Consider the following 24,200-nt stretch of genomic DNA (forward strand, 5'->3'; position numbering starts at 1 on the left):
CTACTTAATGATACAGATTTACGCTGAATATCCGGCCTGCCATCGGCGGTGGACTCTGGAGGAGTTGTCGGATTCACTCCCGCCGTAAACGGCGGGATTCTCTCCTAACAGACAGATAGCTCCCCGTCGTCATCGCTTCCAGGGTGGTTCCTCGCGGTTCAGGAAAGCTTCGAGCCCCCGCTTTCCCTCCTCCGTCTGGGTTCGCTGGACGAGACGCTCGCCAGCGTTCCGAAGCCACGCCGAGAGGAGGGTCTCTTCCATCCCCGTCCACAGTTCCTTCATCGCGGCGACCGAACCGGGGGCGGTGGCGGTCGTCTCGCGGGCGAGTTCGCGGGCGACGTCTTGCACCTGCCCGTCGCTCACGGTGAGGTTCACGATGCCGGCCGCTTCGGCCTCGGTCGCGTCGAGGCGGTTTCCGGTGAGCGAGAGTTCGAGGACGTCTTTCTTGCCGAGACTCAGCGCGCCGTAGGTCAGCCCGATGGGTGGCAACGCACCGATACGCGCTTCCGGAAGGCCGAACTCACTTCCGTCCGCTGCGACGCCGAGGTCACAGAGCAGGACTATCTCACACCCGCCGCCGGTGGCGACTCCATCGACCTCCGCGATGGTCGGCTTGGGATGCGTTCGAAGCGCCTCCGCCGCCGGAAGGAGGGTTTCGTGGACGAGCGTTTCGGCCTCCTCGACCGAGTCCAGATCGTGCAACTCGCCGATGTCGTCCCCTGCACAGAACGCCCGGCCAGCCCCGCGAACGATGGTCGCCCGCACGTCGTCGTCCTCGGCAGCGCGTTCGAGCGCGCGCTGGAGACCCGTCCAACTCTCCGTCGTCATCGCGTTCAGTTTCTCCGGGCGGTTCAGCGTGACGTACGCGGCGAATTCGCGACGTTCGTACTCTATTGGGCCGAAACTCGTCGTCTCGTACGACCACTCGTAGAACCCCTCGCCGCTCTTCGTGCCGAGTCTCCCGTCCTCGCCCATCGCTTCGAGTCGCGGATGGGGGCGATACTCCTCCCAGCCGGTTTCGGCGTGCAGTTCCGTCAACCGCTCTACGATGCGGTCGACGCCGTACTCGTCGGCGAACGAAAGGAGACCGCGTGGCCAGTTCATCCCGACCTCGACGGCGCGGTCGATTTCCGCCTTCGTCGTCACGTCGTTGTCCAACAGCCACACCGCCTCGTTGACGGCGGGTGCCATCATCGAGAGGGGGTCGAACTCGTAGCGTCGGTTGCGCGGAACGTCGACCCGCGAATACGCGCCCGGTTCGGGATACTCGTAGAACCCGCTCCCGGTCTTCATGCCGAACGCTTCGGCGTCGTACCTCTCCTCGACCACGTCCGGTACGTGGAGGTCGACGTCGCGGTTTCGCATCGAGTGGGCCGCGAGCCGAAAGACGTCGATACCGCTGAAATCGAGGAGTTCGAACGGCCCCATCCGGAACCCGAGTCGACGGACGGCGGCGTCGATGACGTCCGGTTCGTGGTAGCCAGCGTCGTACTGGCGGAGTGCTTCGGTCCAGAATCGGACGTTGATTCGGTTCAGGAGGAAGCCCGGAACGTCCCGTTCGACGAGGATGGGCGTCTTCCCGAGTCGTTCGCCGAGTTCGCGGGTCAGTTCGAACGTCGCATCGGCGGTCCGTTCGCCGCGGATGATTTCGACGACGTCCATGAGTTGTACGGGATTCGAGAAGTGCATCCCGACGACCTGTTCGGGGCGGTCCGTCGCCGTCGCGATCTCCGTTATCGGGAGGGTGCTGGTGTTCGTCGCTAGCACGGCGTGGGGTGGCGCGTGCTCGTCCGCGTCCTCGAATACCGTTCTCTTGACGTCGACGTTCTCGGGGACGGCTTCGACCACGAAGTCGGTCCGTTCGAGCGCCGGTCGCTGGTCGGTCGTCAGTTCGAGGTGGTCGAAGACGGTCGTAGCGTCGACGTCGAGACGGTCGACGCTCGCCTCTATCTTTCGTCTCGCACGGTCGAGGACGTCCTCGTCTACGTCCACCAGCGAGACGTCGTACCCACTCGTCGCGAACACCTGCGCGATGCCGTGGCCCATCGTGCCAGCGCCGACGACCGTCACGTGCTGGACGTCCTCAGCGTCCATGGCCGACACCCGCGTTCGTTCGGAACTCCGCCGTCCATTCCACGCGATGCTGAGCCGTCGACGTCGAGTGAGGTCTGGTATCGGCCACCATGTATCTCGTTTCCACATCACGAGAGGTCGGCAAAACGCTTTCCCAACCCGTCGAAACCGTTGGGCGGGTTTTCCGTGTGTCCGACCGACCCGGTCGGTCGCGTGCTGACGGACGCTGGACGAAAAAATACCGTGCCGAGCGACGAGACGAAAGAATGGAGTCTCTCGGGGCGACGACGTGATTATCGTCGGGACGCCGACGGTGATGGGTCGTCGCCGCCGTTCAGAATGCGGTCGACCAGGTCGTCGATGTCAGGCACACTCTCGTCGTCAGTCTCGTCCGACGGATAGTGTGGAAGTGGTGCCATTGGTATCGCCTCCGTCTGCCACTCGTGGCTGGTGAAAGTTAATGATTGGGTCGCGCCGGTCGCACGCGACGGTACCGGCGTCCTCGTTCCCGACGATGCACACGGCAGACCCGAGCGACGCCGCCCGGTCACCGATTCGAGTCGTGGCCGACTAACCGGTCGACGAGGTCCGCAGCGACGCCAAAATCACGGAGGACGCTGTCCGTGTGTTCCCCGTGACCGGGGACGGTCGTCGGGACCGACTCGACCGACGAACTGCGAGCGGGGAAGCCGAGACGGGGCGGAGCGTCCGCCCCGGTCACGACCATATCACGACGTTCCGTCTGTGGGTCCGAGAGCGCCTCCGTGACGGTGTGGACGCCACCGACGGCCGTGTCCACACCTTCGAACTCGTCGCGCCACGCGTCGAGCGATTTCGATGCGAACACCGTTTCGAGCGTCTCGCGGACGGCAGACCGAACGGCCGGGTCGTCGCTCAGGTGGTTCTCGACGAGTTCGGGGTGGTCGATGGCCGAACAGAGCTCCTGCCAGAACTTGGGTTCGAGCGCGGCGACCGTGAGGTACCGTCCATCCGCAGTCCGGTAGACGTCGTAGCACGGGAACTTCCCCGTGAGCATCGTCTCGCCCGGGCGGGGGGTATCGCCGGCGAGTGCTGGCCCGGCGAAAATCTGTGAGAACGACAACATCACGTCCGTCATCGCGACGTCGACGTGCAACCCTCCCGACCCCGTCTCGCGTGCGAGCAACGCGCTGACGATACTGAACGCCGAAAAGAGGCCACTGGCCATGTCGACCATCGGATAGCCTGGAATCGTCGGTTTCGACGCCTCGTCCGGGCGCGTCATATCGAGGAGGCCGGTGAGAGCCGCGTAGTTCAGGTCGTGCCCGGCGCGGTCTGCGTACGGACTCTTCTGCCCGTAGCCCGTGAGAGAGACGTAGATTAGCTCCTCGTTTACCTCCGAGAGCGTCTCGTAATCCACACCCAGTCGTTCGGTGACGCCGGGACGAAAGGTTTCGAAAACGACGTCTGCCTCCGCGACCAGTTCGTAGAACGCCTCTCGTGCGGTCTCGTCTTTCAAGTTCAGGGTCACGCTCAGTTTCCCCCGATTCACCGCCTCGAAGATCTGGCCGGTGTTGCTCTCGCCAATCGACCCCATCTGTCGCGCGTAATCACCGACGTCCGGGTCTTCGACCTTGATCACCGTCGCGCCGAGGTCGGCGAGCAGTTGTGTCGCATACGGTCCGGGTAACAGTCGAGAGAGGTCGAGGACGCACACGTCGTCGAGTCGCATGTGAGAAAACTGGCGGAAGAGAACTAAATCGTTCGGGGTGCCGTACGTTTCAAGCGAGTCGGGTGAGATGGTGTGAACATGGTCGCCTCCGGAGTTATCGACGCACACGTCCACCTGATGCCACCCCGATTGATGGCGGCGATACGCGATTCGCTCTCCCGCGAGGCAGGGTGGACGTTCGACCATCCGGTCGAACGAGACGCGATGGAGACCGCGTTACGGTCGGCGGGTGTCGAGCGCTACTTCGCGCTCCCGTACGCACACGAAGCGGGGATGGCCGCCGACCTGAACGAGTGGGTGCTCGGCGAGGCCACAGACTCCGACATGGCCGTCCCGTTCGCCACCGTCCACGGCGACGACGACGTTGCGACGGTCGTCAGGGAGGCGTTCGAGGCGGGCGCACGCGGGCTGAAATTCCAGTGTCCAGTGCAGGAGTGTGGCCCGGCGGACCCGCGACTGACATCGGCGTTCGAACTCGCCGCCGAGTACGACCGGCCCATCCTGTTTCACGCCGGAACCGCGCCGATGTTCGAGGAGAGCCCACACGTCGGTGCCGATCAGTTCGCCCAGTTCGTCGCGTCGTTCCCGGAAGTTCGCGCGTGTGCGGCACACATGGGGGCGTACGAGACGACCGAGTTTCTCGAATTCGCGCGACGACACGACCAGGTCTTCCTGGATACGACGATGGCACTCTCGCCGCGAACGGTGGAGTTCATGGGCTTCGACCCGACGACGATATCGAACGAAGCGTTGACGGCACTTTCTTCCTCCATCATGTTCGGTTCGGACTTCCCGAACGTCCCGTATCCGTACGCGGACGAACGACGCGGATTGCTCGACCGCGACCTCTCAGATTCGACGTATCGAGCACTCTTCTCCCGAACCGCGGAACGATTCCTCGGCGAGGAGCGATAGGCCATATTTTCGAACCGTTATCGGATATCACCACGACCTCAACTACCGATTCTCAGCGGGTGGGAAATGACGCCAGAACTGTATATTTATTCGACGTCTCTACAGATGCCACTTCGGTGGGGGAGTAGGTATGTCACAAACTACAGCAACAGAAGTCAAAGAACAGATGCGTAAGGGAATGAATACTATCTGGAACGAGGGAAATCTCGGATACATCGACGACCAGTACGCCGAGGACTTCGTCATGCACGACATCACCGAGGGACAGGATATCGAAGGCAAGGACGCCTACAAGGAGTACGTGACGGACATCCTCACGGCGTTTTCGGATTTCGAAGTCTGGCCCGAGGACATTATCATCGGTGACGAGAACAAGGCCGTCGTTCGATACACGTGGCGGGGAACGCACACAGGGCCAATGGATGGCATCGAGCCGACGGGACGAACGGTCGAGACGAGCGGCGTGGCAGTGTTCCGCTCTGAAAGAGACGAGCTGGCCGAAGCGTGGTTCTACGACGACATGTTCGGCATGTTCCGCCAACTCGGCCTTCTCCCAGAAGCGTTCGATCAGTAATAGGATACCGGCTATTTTTTCCATCAGATGAAATCGGCGTAATTCGACAACGAACGGAACATATGTGGAGCGGTAACAAGAGGCGAAATACTTACGCCATCCGATAAAGTTGACTCGAACGTCCATTCATGAAGGTGGAAATGACGACACTGGATTTCCTCGACCGCGCCGTCGATCTCTACGACGATGTGGTCGGTGTCATCGCGGACGACGGCACGGAGTACACGTACGCGGAGTTCAACGACCGCGTCAATCGGCTGTCGAACGCACTAGGCGATTTCGGTATCGAACAGGGAGACCGCGTGGCGATGCTCGCCTCGAACACGCACTACTTCCTCGAAGCGCTGTACGCAACCAACCAACTCGGCGCGGTGTACGTCCCGATGAACTACCGACTCGTTCCCGAGGACTACGAGTACATCCTCTCGGACTGCGAGGCGTCAGTCGTCATCGCCGATTACGACTTCGCGGACAAGGTCGAGGAGGTACGCGACTCGATTCCAGCCGAGCACTTCGTCGGCTACGAGGCCGACCGAATTGACGGCGAGTGGATCGATTACACGTCCCTCGTCGAGGAAGCGTCGTCGGAACCACCGGAACGGCCGTCCATCTCCGAGGACGACGACGCGAGCATCAACTACACCTCTGGAACGACCGGCGACCCGAAAGGCGTCGTCCGCACCCACCGAACCGAGCACTGGCACGCGCTCGTGCTCAACCAGCACATGGAGATACGCGACGACGACACGTATCTGTGGACGCTCCCGATGTTCCACTGCAACGGCTGGGGGCACACCTACGCGATTACGGGAACCGGTGGCACGCACGTCTGCCTGCGAAAGTTCACCCCCGAACGGACCCTCGAACGGGTTCGTGAGTACGACGTGTCGTTCATGTGTGGTGCGCCGACCGTCCTCAATCGCATCATCGCACACTACGAGAACGAACCCGACATCGAGACGACGGGTGACCGCGAGGTTCGCATCGCCACCGCCGGGAGCGCACCCGCGACGGCGACAATCGAAACCGTCGAGGACGACATCGGCTGGCGCATCATCCACATCTACGGCCTGACCGAGACGGCACCCATCATCACTACGTCGAACTCACCTCGACGACTCGCCGAGCGCGGCCGTTCGCTCAAGGTGAATCAGGGCAGCGAGACGCTCTGTACCGACGTGCGCATCGTCGACGACGATGGCAACGATGTCACGCCCGACGGCGAGTCGATGGGCGAAATCGTCGTCCAGGGCAACCAGGTGATGGACCGATACCTCAACAAGCCCGAAGCGACCGAAGAGGCGTTCAACGACCGTCTGCCGGGCTACTTCCACACGGGCGACCTCGCCACTATCGACGAGGACGGGATGGTCGCCATCCAGGACCGGAAGAAAGACATCATCATCTCCGGCGGGGAGAACGTCTCCTCGATTGAGGTCGAAGACGTCCTCTACGACCACCCGGACATCGCGAAGGCGGCGGTCATCCCGACGCCGTCCGAAGAGTGGGGAGAGATGGTGACGGCCATCGTGGTCCCGAAACCGGACGCCGACCTCTCGAAAGACGACGTGGAATCGTTCTGCCGCGAGCGACTGGCCGGGTACAAGATTCCGCGCCAGATTCTGATACAGGACGACCTCCCCGAAACCGCCACCGGGAAAGTGCAGAAATACCAGCTTCGAGAAGAGTTCTGGGAGGACGAAGAGCGACTCATCGGCCAGGGGTGACCGGCACCTCCCTAGTGGGTTCGAACGCATTTTTTGGCCCGACTGTTGGGAGAAGTGGACGAACGACGACGTTCGCTCTACGGTCGCCGAGAATCTCGGGACGGTGTGACGTTCTGGTTGAGGCTAAAGAGGTTCGTCGGGTCGTACTCGTCTTTCAGGCGCACCAGTCGTTCGTACGCCGGACCGAAGGTGGTCCGCACCATGTCGTCACCCTCCTCCAGGAGGCCGGGGAAGTTCAGGTAGACCGACCCGTCGGAGAACTGGCGCATGTCGTCGAGACAGTCACAGACCCACGTCACGTTGGCATCGGCTCGGCGTGTCTATCACGATTCGGGAATGAATCTTCTCGCGGGGGCGCTCACACCCGTTCGAACAGTTTGTCTCCGAGTGCGACGCCGATTCCGATGACGAGCCAGAGGCCGAGGACGGCGGCTATCAATACGAGCCAGTGCGGGGCGACGGCCGACGCACCGCCGTGGAGTGGGACGAACTGGAACATCTATGCGTTTTCGGCTGCGTTCTCGTCTCGAACTCGGGTTCCGGTGTGGAGGACATAGACCCCAGCGAGGACGATGAGAAGACTCACGCCAGCCCAGTGAGGGTTGTAAGAGCCGCCTCGAGACAGCGGTTGGTGCAGTCCCAGGATGGCGTGGTCGACGACCACGTCGTACAGGTCGAACGCCCCCAACCCGATAATCGCGGCCCCGAACAGTGGCCGCAAGGCGAGTGGAGCGTCGGTGCGGCGCTCCGATTGCCACAGGAGACCGCCGCCGATACACATGATGGTCACCATGGCTATCGAGAACAGGCCGTCCGCACGGACGTTCGTTCTGAGTCCGTCGAGAGTATCCATCGGGTAGATTCCCGAGACGAGATGGTGCCATTGGAGCACTTGGTGTAACACCAGCACGTCGATGAGGCCACTGAACCCGAATCCGAACACCCCCATCGCGACGAGTGCCCGCCGCGTCACTCCGTCGATCGTCTCTCGTGACCGACCCAGACCTGCGTACGTTCGTTCGTTCACGGTCGTTCGAAAATCACATCCCGACCGACTTAGCCGGTCGGACTGTATACGCAGGCGGTACAAGACACGACCGGAACGCCGACCGTCTGTTCGCCGCAGGTGGGTGGATTCCGACCTCAGGTAGGGGATTCCGGGTCACCCGAGAGAGACCCCTTTCTTCGAGACAGCCTGTTGCCAGACGTACGAGTGGTCCAACAAGCCACCCGTCGTACCGTACTCGTCGAGCCGAGCGTGATATCTGCGAGCCAGCGGCGTTTCGCCACTGACATCTGACCCCTTCTACCTGCATCCGGTGATTTCGACGGGAGCGACGACGCTCGCGGCAGACCCCTCGAAGGTGACAGACGGGACTGTCAGACCAGAGAATTCAGGTTGGTGCCGGTCTAAATTTATACTGTCCCGTGAGGGACGAGAACGTCCGTCGATGTAATGTCTGTGACGCCATCACAGCCGGTGTGGGACACCGACGACTCTCCACACCGTTTCCGTCGCCGTCCACCGACGTGGACACGTCTCACCGTTTCTCACACGACGACCGTCAGGAGTCAGAATCGACGGCCACGAAAGGACGACGATTCGCTTAGAGTGGGACACGCCAATCGCCGGTGAACCACCCTCGTGCTTCGGAAAAGCGTCCCCGGAAGAGGAGGGCGAATCCGATCGTTAGGATGACGAACGGGGCCATCGTGTACGTGATCGCCTTGACTACTACGTATTCGAGGCTCGATTGATACGGGCTCATGATTGTGCTCACGGCCATCGGATGCGATGACCACTCAGGTGCGGAAAAAACCGCATTCCGATAAATGCTTTCTGGAACGTATCACCCCGTTCTGATATTTGCCCCTGTTCGGAAAGGTGGCGGCCCGTGCCGACGAACTGTCGGGGTCGCAGAATCGAACCGTCTCGGTAGCACGCGGTACGAAACTCCCTCGTCGTCACCGACGAGGTCGTGGACTTCGAACCGAAGCTAGACGAGTTTCTCGAATCCCTCGGGCGAGCGTCGGTGGTGTGTCGCCTGTTCGTACGAGTACGCGAGTTCGAAGAGCCGTGGTTCGGCGAACGCTCGACCGAGCAGTTCGACGCCGACCGGGAGTCCATCGTCCGTGAAGTCGGCCGGCACGACTATCGAGGGCAGTCCCGTGTGTGCGGCCAGTTCGCACGGGAGTTCTTCGAAGGGCTGGTGTTCGGGAATCTCGACGGGTGGAATCGTCGAGGGTGGGTACAGGAGCGCATCGAGGTCGTGATCCGCCATCCGCCCGACCGTATCTACCCGGATCTGTCGCCGTCTCACGAGACGCTTGAGATACTCGAGGTTTTCGTCGAGCGTCTCGACGTCCACGTCGAGGATGTGTCCGCCCGTTATGCGAGACGCCACTGGCTCGGCAATCTGGCCCGAATCGACGATTTCCGTCAGCGTGCGGTAGGGGAGTTCGTCGTCCAGTTCCGCCACGTACCGGTCGAGGTCGCGTTTGAACTCGTACTGGAGGACGCGCGCCGACGCCAGAAGTTCCGGGTCGACGACCTCGACGGGGTCGACGACCGTCGCTCCCGCCGCTTCCATCTCGTCGATTGCCGTCTCGACGACGCTGGTCACTTTCCGGGCCGCCGCTTCGGGTGCGCTCTCCTCGTTTTGCAACCCGAAAAATTCTCGTACGACGCCGATTCGTGCGCCTTCGAGGCCGCGTTCGTCCAGGTGGGAGACGTAGCCCTCGGCGGGGACGTTGGCCACGCTCTGGGCCGTGATGGGGTCTTCCGGGTCGTACTCGGTCATGACATCGAGCATCCGCGCGGCGTCCCCGACGGTTCGGGTGATCGGACCCGCGGTGTCCTGTGTCTCACTCAGCGGGACGATACCGGTCCGGCTCAACAGTCCTCTGGTCGGCCGGAGTCCGACCAGATTGTTGAACGCTGGGGGAGACCGGACGGACGAGCACGTGTCAGAGCCCGTGCCGACAGTGCCCAGATTCGCCGCGATAGCAGCGGCGGTGCCGCCGCTCGAACCCGACGGCCGCCGGTCGAGTGCGTACGCGTTCCGCGTCTCCCCGCCGAGGGAACTGATCGTGTCGACGCCGTAGGAGAACTCCTGCAGGTTCGCTTTCGCGAGAACGACGCCGCCGGCGTCACGGAGCTGTTCGACGACGAACGCGTCCGCCGTGGGCACCGACTCTACGAGTGCCTGCGAACCGGCCGTGGTCGGCATATCGTGGGTATCCTGATTGTCCTTGAGGACGATGGGGACGCCGTGGAGCGGGCCGACGAACCCGTCGGTTTCGAACCGCGAGTCGAGTCGTTTCGCCCGCTGGCGAGCGTCTGGATTCACCGTCAGAATCGAGTGCAACGCATCGTCGTACGCGTCGATTCGGTCCAGATACCGCTCGACCAACGCTTCGGCGGTGACGTCTCCTGCCTCAATGGCCGCGTGTATCTCGTCGACGGTGACTTCGACGACGTCGAACGACTCGTTGTCAGTTTTCGGCATTCTTTGTGAACCGTTCCCAACCCAGCACCTAACAACCATCGGTAAGGACACGGGATATCGTTCGGGCCACGCCGTCGGAGAGCGAACCGTTTTTCAGCTGATTGGATAAACGGAGTTCATGGAACGGCTTCGCGAATCGCTGCACGAAGCACCGATCATCGACAAAAACGGCTATCAGTACCTCGTCCATCCGATCAGCAACGGTGTGCCGATGCTCGAACCCGCGCTGTTACGGGAGGTCGTGGTCGGGGTCACGCGCGCGGCCGACCTGGACGTCGACAAAATCGTCGCCCCGGAGGCGATGGGTATCCACATTGCGACTGCTCTCTCACTTCAGACGGACATCCCGCTCGTGGTCATTCGAAAGCGTTCGTACGGTCTCGAAGACGAAGTGGCGCTCCACCAGACGACCGGCTACTCGGAATCGGAGATGTACATCAACGACGTGGACGAGGGAGACCGCGTGCTCATCGTCGACGACCTGCTATCGACGGGTGGTACGCTGGCGGCCATCTGCGACGCGCTCGACGACATCGGTGCGGAGATTGCCGACATCGTCGTCGTCATCCGGAAGGTGGGCGAGACCGCGCTCGACGAGACGGAACACGAAGCGACGAGTCTCGTCGACATCAGCGTCGACGACTACGAGGTCACTGTTCACTGACAGGGGACGGACGCCGACGTGTCTTCGACGCGTCGTTCGATGCACGATTTTGCATACTTCGGGCCACTCGGCCGTCGGATATGCGCTCGAACGCGAAACTATTATTGAGGGTGGTCTTTTCGTACCGAGTATAGATGTCAACCGAAACGGACGGGGAGATCGAACTCGAGTACGAACTCGACGACCGCCCACCGTGGTTCAAATCTATCCTGCTGGGCTTACAGCACGTCTCGGTGATGATCGTTCCAGCCACGGCCGTCGCGTTCATCGTCGCGGGTGCGGTTGGGCTTGGCGCCGCGGATACCACGTACGTCGTTCAGATGGTGTTGTTGTTCTCCGGACTGGCGACTATCGTGCAGGCGTACACCGTGGGACCGGTCGGGTCGCGTCTTCCCATCGTCATGGGAACGAGTTTCACCTTCGTCGGCGCGGCGACAACCATCGGCGCGAACTACGGCCTGGAGGCCGTCTTCGGTGCGATTCTCGTCACTGGCTTCCTCGTCGAGGGACTGATAGGCTGGCAGTTCGAGCGTATCAGGCCTTTCTTCCCACCGCTCGTGACGGGACTGGTCGTCATCATCATCGGACTCTACCTCGTCCCCGTCGGCATGGATTATTCGGCGGGCGGTGTCGGCGTCTCGGACTACGGGGCGGCACACAACGTCGGTCTCGCCACGCTCGTCCTCTCGGTCGCAGTCGCTCTCAATCTGTTCACCAGCGGACTCACGCGACTCCTGAGTACGCTCGCAGGAATCGCCGTCGGTTACGTCGTCGCCGTCCCTCTCGGCGTCGTGGAGTTCGGGCCGATAGGGACGGCTGCGTGGTTCGCGATTCCACGACCGGGCGCGTTCGGCATCACGTTCGAGCCCATCGCCATGGTCACGTTCGCATTTCTGTTTCTCGTGTCCGCGATGGAAACCGTCGGTGACATGTCTGGCGTCACGGCCGCCGAGGGGAGAAATCCGACCGACCGGGAGTTCCGTGGCGGACTGTTCACCGACGGACTCATGAGTTCGGTCGGGTCGGCGTTCGGCGCATTCCCCGTGACGTCGTTCTCACAGAACGTTGGTATCGTCAACTTCACGGGCGTGATGAGCCGCCACGTCGTCGCTATCGCTGGAATCATCCTGGCGGTACTAGGACTGAGTCCGAAGGTGGGGGCGGCCGTCGCGACCATTCCGAACGCGGTCTTCGGTGGGGCCGTCCTGCTGATGGCCGGGATGGTCGCCGCCAGCGGCGCACGCCTCATCTTCCTGCATACCGACCTCGACCGGCGGAACATGGTCATCGTCGCAGTCTCCCTCGGTCTCGGTCTCGGTGTCGCCACGCGTCCCGAGGCGCTCCAGGGACTCCCCGAAGTCGGTCAGACGTTCTTCGGACAACCGGTCATCACGACTGCGCTGACGGCACTTTTGCTCAACACGTTCGCACCCGGTGACCAGAGCCCGCTCTTCGACGCCTCACCCGACGAGGCGGCCGTCGAATCGTCGGAACGGCCTACTTCCGGCGACGACTGACCCGACGGACACCGATAACGCTCCATCGACCGCGACCGTCCGATCGGCAATCGCTCCTCGAAGTCCGCGGTGTGAGGCTCGTAGAATGGTTCGACGCTCGAATCGCCGGAAGCTTCGTTCTCGTCGGTATCCTCGTCTCGTCTCAGGGGAAGGGGGTGAGTGCAGGGGGAGGGTGACAATGAGATGTTTCCACCGTATTGCATGACTCGTACGTTGGATGTTAGCGTGTTGCAATTCCCCTGCAATCACTTGCTTCATTTATAGTATTAAATTTCTTCCAGTCGCAGAAAAGTGGTGCGCTCGTTGGAACGCGACCGGGGACGACGAGGTGGGTCCTGGAGATTGGGACGCTCGACGACTGCTACGTCGAGGATACGGTTCGGGAACTCCGAAGCCGAACGGGAGAAAAGAGTGGAGTACGCTACGCGACGGAGGACGGTGGAATCGGACGGGACGAGTTCGTCACACACCAACGACGTCAGCGTCCTGCTTTCTTCGACCTGGTGAAGACCGGTCGTCGACGAGTTCTCCCCGTCGGACCTCTCGAAAACGGTGGGTCCGTGCCGATTTCGCGCGAGATACGGGTTCTTCAGGCGGGAAATCGAAGGGATGCAAGTAATGCAGTGTTAGAAAGGATTAATAATGATAAACCCGTTGCACCGAACTGCACTCCATGTACAAGATACTGTGTGAATCCTGTGGGCAGATTGGCTTCCATGCGTCGCGCATCGGAGCGGAATCACGGGCTGAATCGCACATCGACGAAACCAACCATACCTGTTCGATCGAGACGATGGAGACCGCGTAAGTCGGTCGAATCACGTAACTGTATCTCCAGACGCGTTGTACAGGCTTTCTCACCGGCAGCGAACTCTTCGGCGCACCCGACACGCAGGACGATGTATCCCACTGTGTTACTCCCCCAGTGAGACGACGGGTCCGTCCCGATTGTGTCCCGAACGACGGTCTTTCGAAGTCCGAGTGGAGAGGGCAGATTCGAATGCGAAGACAGCGATTGAATAATTTGCACTAATTTATAACAGATAGTTATGAGAATGTTGAATAGAACGGGTCTTGGTAGCACGTAACGCATGGAGTTCACACGCGAGGAGTCACTTGCACGACTCAGGGAAGTAGTATCGAGCGGGGAGCCGATAATCGGTGCCGGTGCGGGGACCGGAATGTCGGCGAAGTTCGCGGAGCGGGGTGGTGTCGACCTGCTCATCATCTACAACTCCGGGCGGTACCGGATGAACGGACGCGGGTCCCTGGCCGGGTTGCTCCCGTACGGCGACGCCAACGAAATCGTCGTCGAGATGGGCCACGAAGTCCTGCCGGTGGTCGAAGACACACCGGTCCTGGCAGGCGTCAACGGAACCGACCCGTTCCGGCAGATGGACGTCTTCATCGAGGATCTAAAACGCCGCGGCTTCTCTGGAGTGCAGAACTTCCCGACGGTGGGGCTCATCGACGAGGGGAGCCAGTTCCGGCAGAACATCGAAGAGACGGGCATGGGCTACGACAAGGAAGTCGACATGATCCAGGAAGCGGCCGAACAGGACATGCTAACGTGTCCGTACGTGTTCAGCGAGGAACAGGCCCGCGAGATGACCGAGGCCGGTGCCGACGTCGTCGTCTCGCACATGGGGTTGACGACGTCCGGCGACATCGGCGCGGAGACGTCACTCGACTTAGAAACCGCAGCCGAGCGCGTCCAGGCCCATCACGACGCCGCCAAGGACGTCGACGAGGACGTCATGGTCATCTGCCACGGCGGTCCGATTGCGTGGCCGGACGATGCCGCGTACGTCTTGAACAACACCGACGGAGTCGTCGGATTCTTCGGCGCGTCCAGCCTCGAACGGTTGCCGACCGAGGAAGCCATCCAGAACCAGGCCCGGGAGTTCAAGGAGATAGATTTCTAGGATGGCAGTCGTCATCATCGGTACGCTGGATACGAAAGCAGAGGAAATCGGCTTCGCTCGCGACGTCGTCGCATCCCAGGGCGTCGACGTCCGCGTCGTCGATACGGGCGTCCTGGACGACCCCGAATTCGAGCCGGATATATCGGCGGCTGCGGTCGCAGAGGCGGCCGGTACGTCCCTCGACCACTTGCGTGGGGACGCCGACCGCGGCGAGGCGATGGAGGCGATGGGGGAGGGCGCTGCCACGATTGCACGACGACTTTACGACGAGGGCGAACTCGACGGCGTGCTCGGTCTCGGCGGGTCGGGGAACACCTCTATCGCGACGACGGCCATGCGGACGCTCCCGGTCGGCATCCCCAAGGTGATGGTTTCGACGATGGCCTCCGGCGATACGGAGCCGTACGTCGGTTCCAGGGACGTGATGATGATGTACTCGGTCGCAGACATCGAAGGGCTCAATCAACTCTCTCAGAAGGTCATCACCAACGCCGCACTGGCGATGGTCGGCATGGTCGCCAACGAGCCAGACATCACCGTCGACGACAAGCCGACCGTCGGAATCACGATGTTCGGTGTCACGACACCCTGTGTCCAGGCGGCCCGCGAGTATCTCGAAACGGAAGGGTACGAAACCATCGTCTTCCACGCGACCGGCACCGGTGGCCGGGCGATGGAGGAACTCGTCCGACAGGGCATCATCGACGGTGTACTCGACGTGACGACTACCGAGTGGGCGGACGAACTCGTCGGCGGCGTCCTGAGTGCTGGCCCGGAGCGACTCGACGCCGCTGCCGAGACGGGAACGCCACAGGTCGTCTCGGTGGGCGCGCTCGACATGGTCAATTTCGGCCCACGGGAGTCGGTGCCCGAACGGTTCGAGGGGCGAACGTTCCACGTCCACAACCCGCAGGTGACGCTCATGCGAACCACGCCGGACGAAACTGCCGAACTCGGCGAAATCATCGCGACGAAACTCAATGGCGCGACGGGTCCGACGGCGCTCGCTCTGCCGCTCGACGGCGTCTCGATGTTGGCCGTCGAAGGCGAGGACTTTTACGACCCCGATGCCGACGAGCAACTGTTCGACGCGCTTCGAACTTACCTCGACGAGGACGTCGAAGTGATGGAGCGAGACACCGATATCAACGACGAGGCGTTCGCAGAGGCTATCGCGGCCAAACTCGATACGTACATGCGCGAGGCCGGCATCGGACCCGACGACGAATAGCGTTCCAGAAAACGTCGTCCTCGATGGAAAGAGCCGACCCGTCACGAGACCGGGGCTCGATACCGCTCGAGCGGCCACTGTTCTAAACAGTGCCCCGCCGTTCGATGGATGAACCAGAAATCGTTCATGGCGGTGCTCCCAACGCATGGAGTGTTAGCAACACCGAGTAACGGATAGCAGCGAGCAAACGTATGAATTCGACTACAACATCTGGTACTTCGACGGTTGGATGGACGGGAAACGGGGAACTCCGGCATGTGCATTTGGCTGACGTGACGCTCGTTACGACCTACGTGGTGAATATTTTGGGAGCGTTCATGCGCGCCATCGGTGCGAGACGCTCGTGTCCGGATTGGCCGACGTGTTACGGGTCACTCGTCACGTTTTTGCGTCCGACGACAATCGAGAACGTGGCGTACTCGTCGTGGCAACCGTTCGCCGAGTGGGCTCGCCGTCACACAGTCGTTTCAGCCCGCAATCTTCACGTCGCATCCTTTGGTCGCGATTGTCGTCGTCCCGATTCTCATCGTCACGGTCGTTTCGAGTCGACTTTACGACCGTCCCACCGACACCGAACATGTATGAGAGGGAGAGAGGGATGACGAGCGACGAACGACGCGGTGACGACGGAAGCCTCGTATCGACGGCGAGGAGGTTGCTGTCGGCCGAGCGAACGGGGGAATCGCGGAGTTTCAGTCCGACAGTCGGACGTCGAACCGCACTGTGGGTCGCGCTTCTCGCGAGCAGCCTCGCTGGAGTGCCCACGGCGGCCGCTCACAGCGGGACGACGCATGCCGGAACGCCACACTGGGTGCTCCTGGCGTTCGTGGTCACCGGACTCGGCATCGTCGCCACGAGCGCTGTGGCAGTTCAGCGCGCGTGGCTCGCCGGCCAATCGGGTATCGTCGGCGTGTTCATCGGCGGTCTGTTGGCGATGTTCGGTGGAATCGGCCTCGTCGAAATTCAAGTGGTCGCCCCAGCAGGCCCGGAGCGAGAAATCTATCGGTGGTATCACGTCGGTAGTCTCTTTGTCGGTTCCGCGACCGTAATCGGAAGTCTGGTCGTCGGTCGACTGCGGTGGCCAGAACGTCCCCGGTACGCCATGCTCGGTGGACTGTTGGGGGCGTGGATTATCTACCCTGTTGTGTTTCCCAACAACGGCGTCACCACGCCGCTGGGCTATGTTCTCGTCCCGAGCGTGCCACTGCTCGTCGGATACATCGTTCGGCGCGATGCCCGTCCGACACTCGACCAGCTTCGAGCGAGTCGGTTTGCGTCCGTCGTCGGAATCCTCGCTGGGTTCCTCTTCACCATCTTCTTCGCGTTCTCGGCGGGGACGCTGAGTACGAACCCCGATGCGGGAATCGGAATGCCGGAGACGCGGACAATAACGACGGTCATGCTCGCCGACCCGCTCGTCTCGTGGCCTGCCGTGGAGTTTTTCTTCCCCGCCGTCCCCCTCTCGGGATTCGTTTCCGTCGGGACGGTCGTCCTGTTCGGGTTCATCGGCTCTCTCGTCGGGTTGAATGCGGCATTCGTCGCGACCCAGTGGGAACAGTTTTCGGGTGCCGATTCGAGTCGAGCGTTCGCCGGTTCGCTCGCAGCGTCGGGTGCGACGGCCTGTTGTTGCTGCGCACCTGCGATGTACGGGGTCGTCAGCGCCGTCGTGGGAACGGCGGCGAGCCCGATTTACTGGGCGTTCATGGACCCGACCTCACCCGTCGGTGGGACGTTTTTCGCGGTGAGCGTTCTGTTGTTGACGGCCAGTCTCGTTCAGTCGGCGGCGGAGGTCTCCTGTACGCCCGGCGAGAACGCCGTCTGACCGCAAGAGGACGAGCGATTTCGACAGTCGGAGAGAGCAGAGCGTCACTCGAGTTGGTGGTAGTCTAGCTCGTAGTTCGCGTCGAGCGCCTCCTGAACTGCGCTACTGGGCGACCCGACCGGTGTGCTCGTCAGCCGCATCCCGCCGACGCTGTCACGTTCCACGACGATGTTACGACGCCAGTTCGGGTCTATCGTGGGGTAATCCGTTCGGTGGTGAGCGCCACGCGATTCGGTGCGTTCGAGAGCGCCGCGAAGGATGGCCTCGGAGACGACCAGTGCGAACCCGAGGTCGAGTGCGAACTCGAACGAGCGGCTCGTCGTTCCACCGACCGAGGGGTCGCCAGCAGCCTCGCGAATCCGTTCGAGTTTCGCGAGTCCGGCGGTCAGCCCTTGCTCGTCCCAGAGAATACCGGCATGCGTCCAGAGCAACGCGCGAACCTCGTCGACGACCTCCTCCGGGTCGTGGACGCCGTCGCTGTCGGCCACCGTTGCGAGGTCGGTGAAGTGCTGTGTCGCGTAGTCGTACAACGCGTCGTCGTCGACTCCGACCGAGCCGTCCGCCAGCCGTGTTGCGACCGCCTCACCAGCGACCTGTCCGAAAGGAGCGTCTCGGAGAGGGAGTTGCCGCCGAGTCTGTTCGCGCCGTGAACGCCCGCCATCGTCTCACCGATGGCGTACAGTCCGTCGATACGCGTCTGACCGACGTGGTCGACGGCGACGCCACCCATCCCGTAGTGGGCCGTCGGTGCGACTTCGACGGGTGCGTCGGCCATGTCGACGCTGAGTTCAGCAAACCGTTCGGCCATCCGCGGGAGTCGTTCTTCTCGAAGAACGACCGGTTCTGATGCGAGATGTCGAGGTAGACACCGCCGTTCTCCGTACCTCGTCCCTCGGTAATTTCTCGAGCGATGGCGCGAGCGACGACGTCGCGAGCATCGAGTTCCATCTGGTCTAGCGAGTATCGTCGCATGAACCGTTCGCCATCTACGTTGTAGAGACGGCCACCCTCCCCACGGACGGCCTCGGTGACGAGCCTGCTGTCCCACTCTTCGCCGTAGCGGTCGCCGACCATCCCGGTCGTATGGAACTGAACGAACTCCAGGTCCATCAACTCCGCGCCAGCCTGGTAGGCCAACGCTGGTCCATCGCCGGTGTTCTCGTCGTCTCGTGAGGAGTAGCGCTGATAGGGACTGGTGTAGCCGCCTGCTGCGAGCACGACCACGTCGTATCCTGCGGCACCCAGCACCCGGTCGTTCTCGCTGATGAGTCGTGAGACGAAAACGTCTTCGCGGTACGGGATGGCCAGTTGCTGTGCTCGCTCGACGAGAGTGTCCAGAAGTGATTCGCCGGTGTGGTCGCCAGCGAAGGCCGTCCGGCGGAACGACTGGGCACCGAAGTAGCGCTGGTCGATGTCGCCGTCCTCGGTTCGGCTGAACGGCATTCCCCAGTCGTCGAGTTCCCGCAACAGCGCAGGCATTCGCTTGGTGACGGTTTCGACCTTTTCGGGATCGTTTACGTGATGGCCTTCCTTGAGCGTATCCGCAGAGTGAATCGTCCAGTCGTCCGCCGGGTCGTGAGTTCTGAGTGCGCCGTTCAGGCCACCGCAAGCCCACGTCGTGTGAGCGTCGCCGTGACTCCGCTTCCCGACGACGAGTATCTCTTCGGAATCGACCCCTCGCTCGACGAGTTCGGTCGCCATCCGCGTGCCGGCGGCACCTGCGCCGACGACGAGGACGGTCAATTCGACGACCGCTTCGTCGGGTCGGTCGGACGGTTCAGCATCGGCTGGCAGCGGTCGGTTGTTCACGAGTGAAGATGAGGAGCCAACTCATTAACTTCATCGTGGGCACAAACGCCGTATTTGAGCTTCAAAGGACCTATACAGACATTTTACGAAGTTTTTAGTACGAAATAATTTACGTTGCGAGTCACGCTGTGGCTCACCAACCAACCGTCACAGAACCCGACGCTCTCACCGTCGGAAACGACAGCCGTTTTCGCTCACGCAACGGAGCGTTGGTCGTTACGATTATGGCTTCGGTGAGTAATATCGAGGGAGAGCGGCGTGCTTGTTTCCCTCTAGATTATATCTGTCCAACTATTAGTCGCTGACATCTGATGACGAACACTGGTTTCGTAGCGGGGGCACTCCCGATGGCACTCGATCCGGCGGTCGAACGAGCACTCTCCGACCCGCTGCTGTCGGCATCACTGTGGGGGATGATCGGCCTGATGGGATTCGCACTGATCCTGTTCGTGTACATGGGTCGAAACGTCACGGACGAGCGGGTGAAACTGATTTTTGTGGCCACGATTGGCATCCCCGCCGTCTCGATCGCGAGTTATCTTGGCCTCGTTTCCGGGCTGACCATCAGCGTCATCGATATTCCCGGTCGGGGAGAAAGTGTCACGCTTTGGGGACGATACCTCACGTGGACGTTTTCGACGCCGCTAATCTTGTTCGCGCTGGGGCTGCTGGCGGGGACGAGCCGAGCAAAGCTGTTCACCATCATCATTTTCGACATGGCGATGTGTGTTACCGGCCTCGCAGCGGCGTTGACCGTCCAGGCCGTCTGGCTCCGCTGGACGTGGTTCCTGTTGAGTACGGCGTTCTTCGTCGTCGTTCTCTACATTCTTCTCGTCGAGTGGCCACGCGACGTCGCCGACAAGAGTCCGGACATCCAGAACCTGTTCAATCGCCTGAAATACCTCACCGTCGTCCTCTGGATAGGATATCCCATCGTCTGGGCGGTCGGTACCGAAGGAATCGCGCTCGTCGGGACTGGTGTCTCGGGGCTCGTGCTCACTTCGTGGGGCTACAGTATCCTCGACATCGGCGCGAAATTCGTGTTCGCGTTCCTCCTCCTCCGGTTTCTCGCTGACGAACCCGCAGGCGTTACCGAAAGCGCGTACGCAGAACCGACCGCTGCCCCCGTCGACGACTGAGCGAGTTGCGAACGCTAACAAGCACTCCGGACGTACGTGAGTTCGCGAGATGACACGGACGCTGACGCTCCCGAACGGAGACGAGGTCACGGAGGACGATATCATCCTCTACAACGGGTATCCCTACCGCATCAGATTCGTAGACGACGAGAAGTACGAGTTCGAACTCTCACCGCTGTACTGGGGAAACAGCGGAATGGATATTCCATTCGCCGACCGTGAAGCACTCGTCGACCAGTGGGAAGCCGACTCGCGAGGCACCCTGACGAGCACCGAGTGGGAGCAGTGGCTGCGGGAAGCACGCCACGACCCCCACTTCACCGATTCGGAACTCGACGAGATCTCGCGCGAATTGCCGACGAAACGTGGCCTGTTCGAACGGCTTCGGCAGACCTTCCGCCGCTGACGAGCGTGGTGAACGAGGTCGGGGTAGTTCTCCGCAGGAGCGATGACTCGTCGATACACGCAGACGAGGCTACTGGTGGCGACCTCGACCACGGAAATCCGTCCGAGGCAAACCGGAGTATCTTCGGGTGGCTCGCCGGCCACGACACACGTGACGAGAATTGGTGGAGAATGGAGATAGAATTTGGAGAGATTTTGCAGACACTCGAGCGAGATATTGAAAAATGACTATCACCCTCGTTAGCGGCCTTCCACTCGAGTCGATGGGTGAGAAGGGGGGAATCTCCACCGTTCACTGGTCGACTCGGAGTACAACAGTGACACAATCGAACCAACAGACACAGAACTTTACGAGAACGAATCGAAGGACGTTTCTCGGGGTACTCGGAGTTGCTGCCCTCGGCTCGTCCGGGAGTTCCCGAGCCAGAGCAACCACCGCACCCTCACAGAATCGAGGCGGCATCCCGGCGGACCTTCCGAGCGCCATCGAGATCGACGCCGAGAACCTGACTGTCACGCTCCCGGTCTTTCGTGGCCGTGGGCCCGACGACGAGGACGTCTACTACGTGCTTACGGAGTCTTCCCGGATCGAACATGCACTCGGTCTCGGACTCAACTGGGCACCGAAACTCGAACACACACTCGGGACGGCGGCAGTCCAAGAGGTGAGAATGGGGGAATCTAGTCAGTTCAACCCTCGGAACGCCCAAATGCGGTTCGAGGGAACCGTCGATTTCTCACAGAAGCGTAACGTCGCGCCGGGCCCGGACGGGTTTCCGCTCGACGTCGAGAACACCCAGCCTGGGTCGGTGGGTGACGGGTCGTACAGTCCCTTCGTGACGACACCGAACTCGAACGTCGTCTTCAACGCGCCGCACGTCCAGAATCCCACTGGCATGCACGATGGACTCGTCGAACTCGACAGGGAGTCGATGACGGCGACCCTTCGACTCGTCGAGGGGTTCTACGAGGACCGCGTCGTCTTCTACCTGACGACTGATGCGTACCCCGCCGACGTGGCAGCCCTCGAGGGGGGGACCTTCGCTCAGAACCTCAGAGCGGCACCTGCCGCGGGAGATCGTGACCTCGAAAGCTCCGCCCGTGAACCGATATTCCCGATCGTGAACGGACCGATGGGCGAGGACGATTCGGAACGCCAGGGACTCCGGTCAGCCGTTGCGGGCGAAGGCGACCCACTCAACGTCACCCGTTCCGAGCAGGTGTGTCACGCCCCGCGAGACCCGACCGACTGTTCGCTCTTTTATAGCCCGCTGTGGGACGTCCATCCAATCGTGTGGACCGAAGAGGCTATCGATGGGGGCCGCCGTCGGCGGTTGACCGACCACGAGGAGATAATCGATTTGGTTCTCTCGGGAGACCTCGCCAGTGGAGCCGACGGCCCCATCAACACGCTCCTCGGGAACATTCGTGCAGCCGACGCGGCGGTCAACTGTCCCATCATCTCCGTGGAAGAAGAGGAATCCTGACTCGAGTATCGAACGCCAGATAGACGGCCATCGAGCCGCCCCCCATTTACGTCTCGAGAGTGCGAGTTGACGACGTGAGCTCCGCCGTATCGGCGGCTTGCGTGGTCTGGTAAGGGCGAGTTTTCACGGCATAGACGGGGTGGTTTTGCCCTTTTCAGCGAATGTGACATCCTCCCCGGCGTAACCGCCGGGGCTTCCCGTCCCGCAGGTGGGATATTTGCCGGTCTACGACACAGCTTGTTCTCTCGTGTTGAACGTCCCGCTCTCGCGGTCGAACAAGTATGTCGATGGCTGTGCCACACAGCCGTTACTCCTATCCTCACCGTGAGGACTCGGAGTTATCTTCTGGCGCATATTCTCCGCCCCGTTGCAATCCGCATTCCCGACCAACCCACATGACGAGCAGACGTACAAGCCACGGTGCTTGCGGTTCGACTTTGTGTCGTCACCACACTTCGAGCAGGTCTTCGACGTGTCCCACTCGTTCTCCTTCAACACCTCAACACCACGTATCTCGCCTTTGTATGCGAGGTACTGGTAGATGCGGTCGAACGCCCACGAGTGCAACTTCTTGTTCCCCGTCGTGCCCCAGTCTGACTCTCGCACGTTTTCGGGCCAACTCACCGCGAGCGTGCCAACACCGCGTTCGACACACTCTGTGATGATGGTGTCCGTGAGGACATGGTAGAAGTGGGTTTCGCGGTCAGCGAGTTTCCGACGTGCCCACATCGCCTTCTCTGACGGCCCGTTCTCACCTTCCGTGTCGTATTCGGCACGTTTGAAGTAGTGTTTGTCTTGCTTGAGCGAGTTACCGGGATAAAGCACGTATTCGTTGGGGAAGGCAACCGTGGCGATGTTTGTGATGCCGAGGCCGATGCCTGCAACATCGTCGCCTGCGGAGTCGTTGGTTTCGAGTTCGACTTTGCAGACGAAGTGGAGTTCACATCCGTCGCCGTTCCAGACCGCCCGAACGTTCTGCACCCTGTTGACTTCGGAGAGGTCAACGTCGGGACGAGTCTGGTACTCACAGAGGAGGAAGTCCGACCACGACATCTTGAGGTTCGAGCCTTTGCTGAGTCGGAAACGGTTGTTCTCGGGGTCGTGCTTGAACCCGTCTGCTTTGAATGTGATCGTGGAACGCGGTCGGGTGTCGCCGTGTTTGCGGTAGCCGGGCGGATTCACCTCTGGGTCGGTCTGTCGTAGGTCGAACCATGACTGGAAAGCGTCGGAAAGTTCTTCGATGACTTTCTGACTGGATTGTGCGTTCAAATCTTTCCAGCACGACTGGTTCTTCATATACGATTTCAGCACGCCCTCGTCTGGGATTTTGCCGGTTGCATGCCAGATGCGGTCTGCTGTCCATCGTGCAACGTTCCAGATTTTCGAGGCGGAGTCTCCGAGCGAATCGAGGTCATCGCAGACCTGTCGGTGGTTTTGGATGGAACCAACGTAGGTTCGAGTGACCTCAATCGCCATACATAGCCTATGTAGGTAGTCTTACTTAATGGTGTGGATTCGCGTGGAATATCCGGCTTGCCATCGATGGTGGTTTGTGGAGGGGTTGTCGGATTCGCGCCCGCCCTAAACAGTAGTTGCCGAATCAAATCGGCGACAGAGGTGAAGCGATCACTCTGACAGCTCAGTTGAGGTTGCGCTGGAACGGCGGTTCAAGAATCAGAATCGAGGGTCGAA

General features: G+C 61.3%; 20 protein-coding genes and 2 pseudogenes. 12 read left to right on the forward strand and 10 right to left on the reverse strand.

What is annotated here, in order from left to right:
- Window positions 1-129 precede the first annotated feature (129 nt).
- From ACR3FF_RS18835 to ACR3FF_RS18845, 3 genes are all read right to left on the reverse strand, one after another.
- Window positions 130-2,094 (reverse strand): 3-hydroxyacyl-CoA dehydrogenase/enoyl-CoA hydratase family protein, encoded by a 1,965-nt coding sequence (locus tag ACR3FF_RS18835; protein ID WP_458189657.1) that lies wholly within the window; start codon window positions 2,092-2,094, stop codon window positions 130-132.
- A gap of 272 nt (window positions 2,095-2,366) precedes the next feature.
- Window positions 2,367-2,492 (reverse strand): hypothetical protein, encoded by a 126-nt coding sequence (locus ACR3FF_RS18840; RefSeq protein WP_458189658.1) that lies wholly within the window; start codon window positions 2,490-2,492, stop codon window positions 2,367-2,369.
- Between the two features lie 128 nt (window positions 2,493-2,620).
- Window positions 2,621-3,784, reverse strand: a complete 1,164-nt coding sequence (locus tag ACR3FF_RS18845; RefSeq protein ID WP_458189659.1) for a CaiB/BaiF CoA transferase family protein — start codon at window positions 3,782-3,784, stop codon at window positions 2,621-2,623.
- A gap of 78 nt (window positions 3,785-3,862) precedes the next feature.
- On the opposite strand from ACR3FF_RS18845, the gene ACR3FF_RS18850 reads away from it, so the two are divergent.
- The 3 genes from ACR3FF_RS18850 to ACR3FF_RS18860 all read left to right on the forward strand — a co-directional run bounded on the left by ACR3FF_RS18850 (window position 3,863) and on the right by ACR3FF_RS18860 (window position 7,000).
- Entirely contained in the window at window positions 3,863-4,699 is an 837-nt protein-coding gene (locus tag ACR3FF_RS18850) for an amidohydrolase family protein (RefSeq protein ID WP_458189660.1), read from the forward strand.
- Window positions 4,700-4,829: 130 nt separating this feature from the next.
- A complete protein-coding gene (locus tag ACR3FF_RS18855) occupies window positions 4,830-5,273 on the forward strand; it encodes an ester cyclase (protein ID WP_458189661.1) in 444 nt (147 codons plus the stop codon).
- A 128-nt stretch (window positions 5,274-5,401) separates the two neighbouring features.
- On the forward strand, window positions 5,402-7,000 hold the full coding sequence (locus ACR3FF_RS18860; RefSeq protein ID WP_458189662.1) for a class I adenylate-forming enzyme family protein: 1,599 nt from the start codon (window positions 5,402-5,404) through the stop codon (window positions 6,998-7,000).
- Between the two features lie 77 nt (window positions 7,001-7,077).
- Here ACR3FF_RS18860 and ACR3FF_RS18865 read toward each other — a convergent pair.
- The 5 genes and pseudogenes from ACR3FF_RS18865 to ACR3FF_RS18885 form a co-directional block, all read right to left on the reverse strand.
- Window positions 7,078-7,308 (reverse strand): annotated as a pseudogene (locus ACR3FF_RS18865) (BBE domain-containing protein); the annotation flags it as partial.
- A gap of 50 nt (window positions 7,309-7,358) precedes the next feature.
- Complete coding sequence (locus ACR3FF_RS18870; RefSeq protein ID WP_458189663.1) at window positions 7,359-7,499, reverse strand: hypothetical protein; 141 nt, start codon at window positions 7,497-7,499, stop codon at window positions 7,359-7,361.
- Complete coding sequence (locus ACR3FF_RS18875; RefSeq protein WP_458189680.1) at window positions 7,500-7,949, reverse strand: DUF2243 domain-containing protein; 450 nt, start codon at window positions 7,947-7,949, stop codon at window positions 7,500-7,502.
- A gap of 658 nt (window positions 7,950-8,607) precedes the next feature.
- Window positions 8,608-8,787, reverse strand: coding sequence for a hypothetical protein (locus tag ACR3FF_RS18880; RefSeq protein ID WP_458189664.1), 180 nt, complete (start codon window positions 8,785-8,787; stop codon window positions 8,608-8,610).
- A gap of 210 nt (window positions 8,788-8,997) precedes the next feature.
- Window positions 8,998-10,509 (reverse strand): amidase, encoded by a 1,512-nt coding sequence (locus ACR3FF_RS18885; protein WP_458189666.1) that lies wholly within the window; start codon window positions 10,507-10,509, stop codon window positions 8,998-9,000.
- 118 nt (window positions 10,510-10,627) lie between these two features.
- Here ACR3FF_RS18885 and hpt point away from each other — a divergent pair, with 118 nt between their 5' ends.
- From hpt to ACR3FF_RS18910, 5 genes are all read left to right on the forward strand, one after another.
- A complete protein-coding gene (gene hpt, locus ACR3FF_RS18890; RefSeq protein ID WP_458189667.1) occupies window positions 10,628-11,173 on the forward strand; it encodes a hypoxanthine/guanine phosphoribosyltransferase in 546 nt (181 codons plus the stop codon).
- Window positions 11,174-11,307: 134 nt separating this feature from the next.
- On the forward strand, window positions 11,308-12,690 hold the full coding sequence (locus tag ACR3FF_RS18895) for a uracil-xanthine permease family protein (RefSeq protein WP_458189668.1): 1,383 nt from the start codon (window positions 11,308-11,310) through the stop codon (window positions 12,688-12,690).
- 1,091 nt (window positions 12,691-13,781) lie between these two features.
- Window positions 13,782-14,615, forward strand: coding sequence for a phosphoenolpyruvate hydrolase family protein (locus tag ACR3FF_RS18900; protein WP_458189670.1), 834 nt, complete (start codon window positions 13,782-13,784; stop codon window positions 14,613-14,615).
- Window position 14,616: 1 nt separating this feature from the next.
- Entirely contained in the window at window positions 14,617-15,846 is a 1,230-nt protein-coding gene (locus ACR3FF_RS18905) for a Tm-1-like ATP-binding domain-containing protein (protein WP_458189672.1), read from the forward strand.
- Window positions 15,847-16,444: 598 nt separating this feature from the next.
- The gene (locus ACR3FF_RS18910; protein WP_458189673.1) at window positions 16,445-17,668 is read left to right on the forward strand and encodes a hypothetical protein; all 1,224 of its coding nucleotides are present in this window, start codon (window positions 16,445-16,447) and stop codon (window positions 17,666-17,668) included.
- A gap of 44 nt (window positions 17,669-17,712) precedes the next feature.
- On the opposite strand, the pseudogene ACR3FF_RS18915 reads toward ACR3FF_RS18910, so the two are convergent.
- A pseudogene (locus ACR3FF_RS18915) lies at window positions 17,713-19,462 on the reverse strand (L-aspartate oxidase).
- 362 nt (window positions 19,463-19,824) lie between these two features.
- On the opposite strand from ACR3FF_RS18915, the gene ACR3FF_RS18920 reads away from it, so the two are divergent.
- The 4 genes from ACR3FF_RS18920 (at window position 19,825) to ACR3FF_RS18935 (ending at window position 22,508) form a co-directional block, all read left to right on the forward strand.
- Window positions 19,825-20,616: a bacteriorhodopsin gene (locus ACR3FF_RS18920; protein ID WP_458189681.1), complete on the forward strand. Its 792-nt coding sequence runs from the start codon at window positions 19,825-19,827 to the stop codon at window positions 20,614-20,616.
- A 49-nt stretch (window positions 20,617-20,665) separates the two neighbouring features.
- Entirely contained in the window at window positions 20,666-21,022 is a 357-nt protein-coding gene (locus ACR3FF_RS18925; protein WP_458189675.1) for a head-tail adaptor protein, read from the forward strand.
- A 5-nt stretch (window positions 21,023-21,027) separates the two neighbouring features.
- Window positions 21,028-21,249, forward strand: coding sequence for a hypothetical protein (locus tag ACR3FF_RS18930; RefSeq protein WP_458189676.1), 222 nt, complete (start codon window positions 21,028-21,030; stop codon window positions 21,247-21,249).
- Between the two features lie 89 nt (window positions 21,250-21,338).
- Entirely contained in the window at window positions 21,339-22,508 is a 1,170-nt protein-coding gene (locus ACR3FF_RS18935; protein ID WP_458189678.1) for a hypothetical protein, read from the forward strand.
- Between the two features lie 225 nt (window positions 22,509-22,733).
- Here ACR3FF_RS18935 and ACR3FF_RS18940 read toward each other — a convergent pair whose 3' ends face one another.
- Window positions 22,734-23,984, reverse strand: coding sequence for an RNA-guided endonuclease InsQ/TnpB family protein (locus ACR3FF_RS18940; protein ID WP_458189679.1), 1,251 nt, complete (start codon window positions 23,982-23,984; stop codon window positions 22,734-22,736).
- Window positions 23,985-24,200: the final 216 nt, after the last annotated feature.

The organism is Haladaptatus ordinarius (assembly GCF_054177595.1).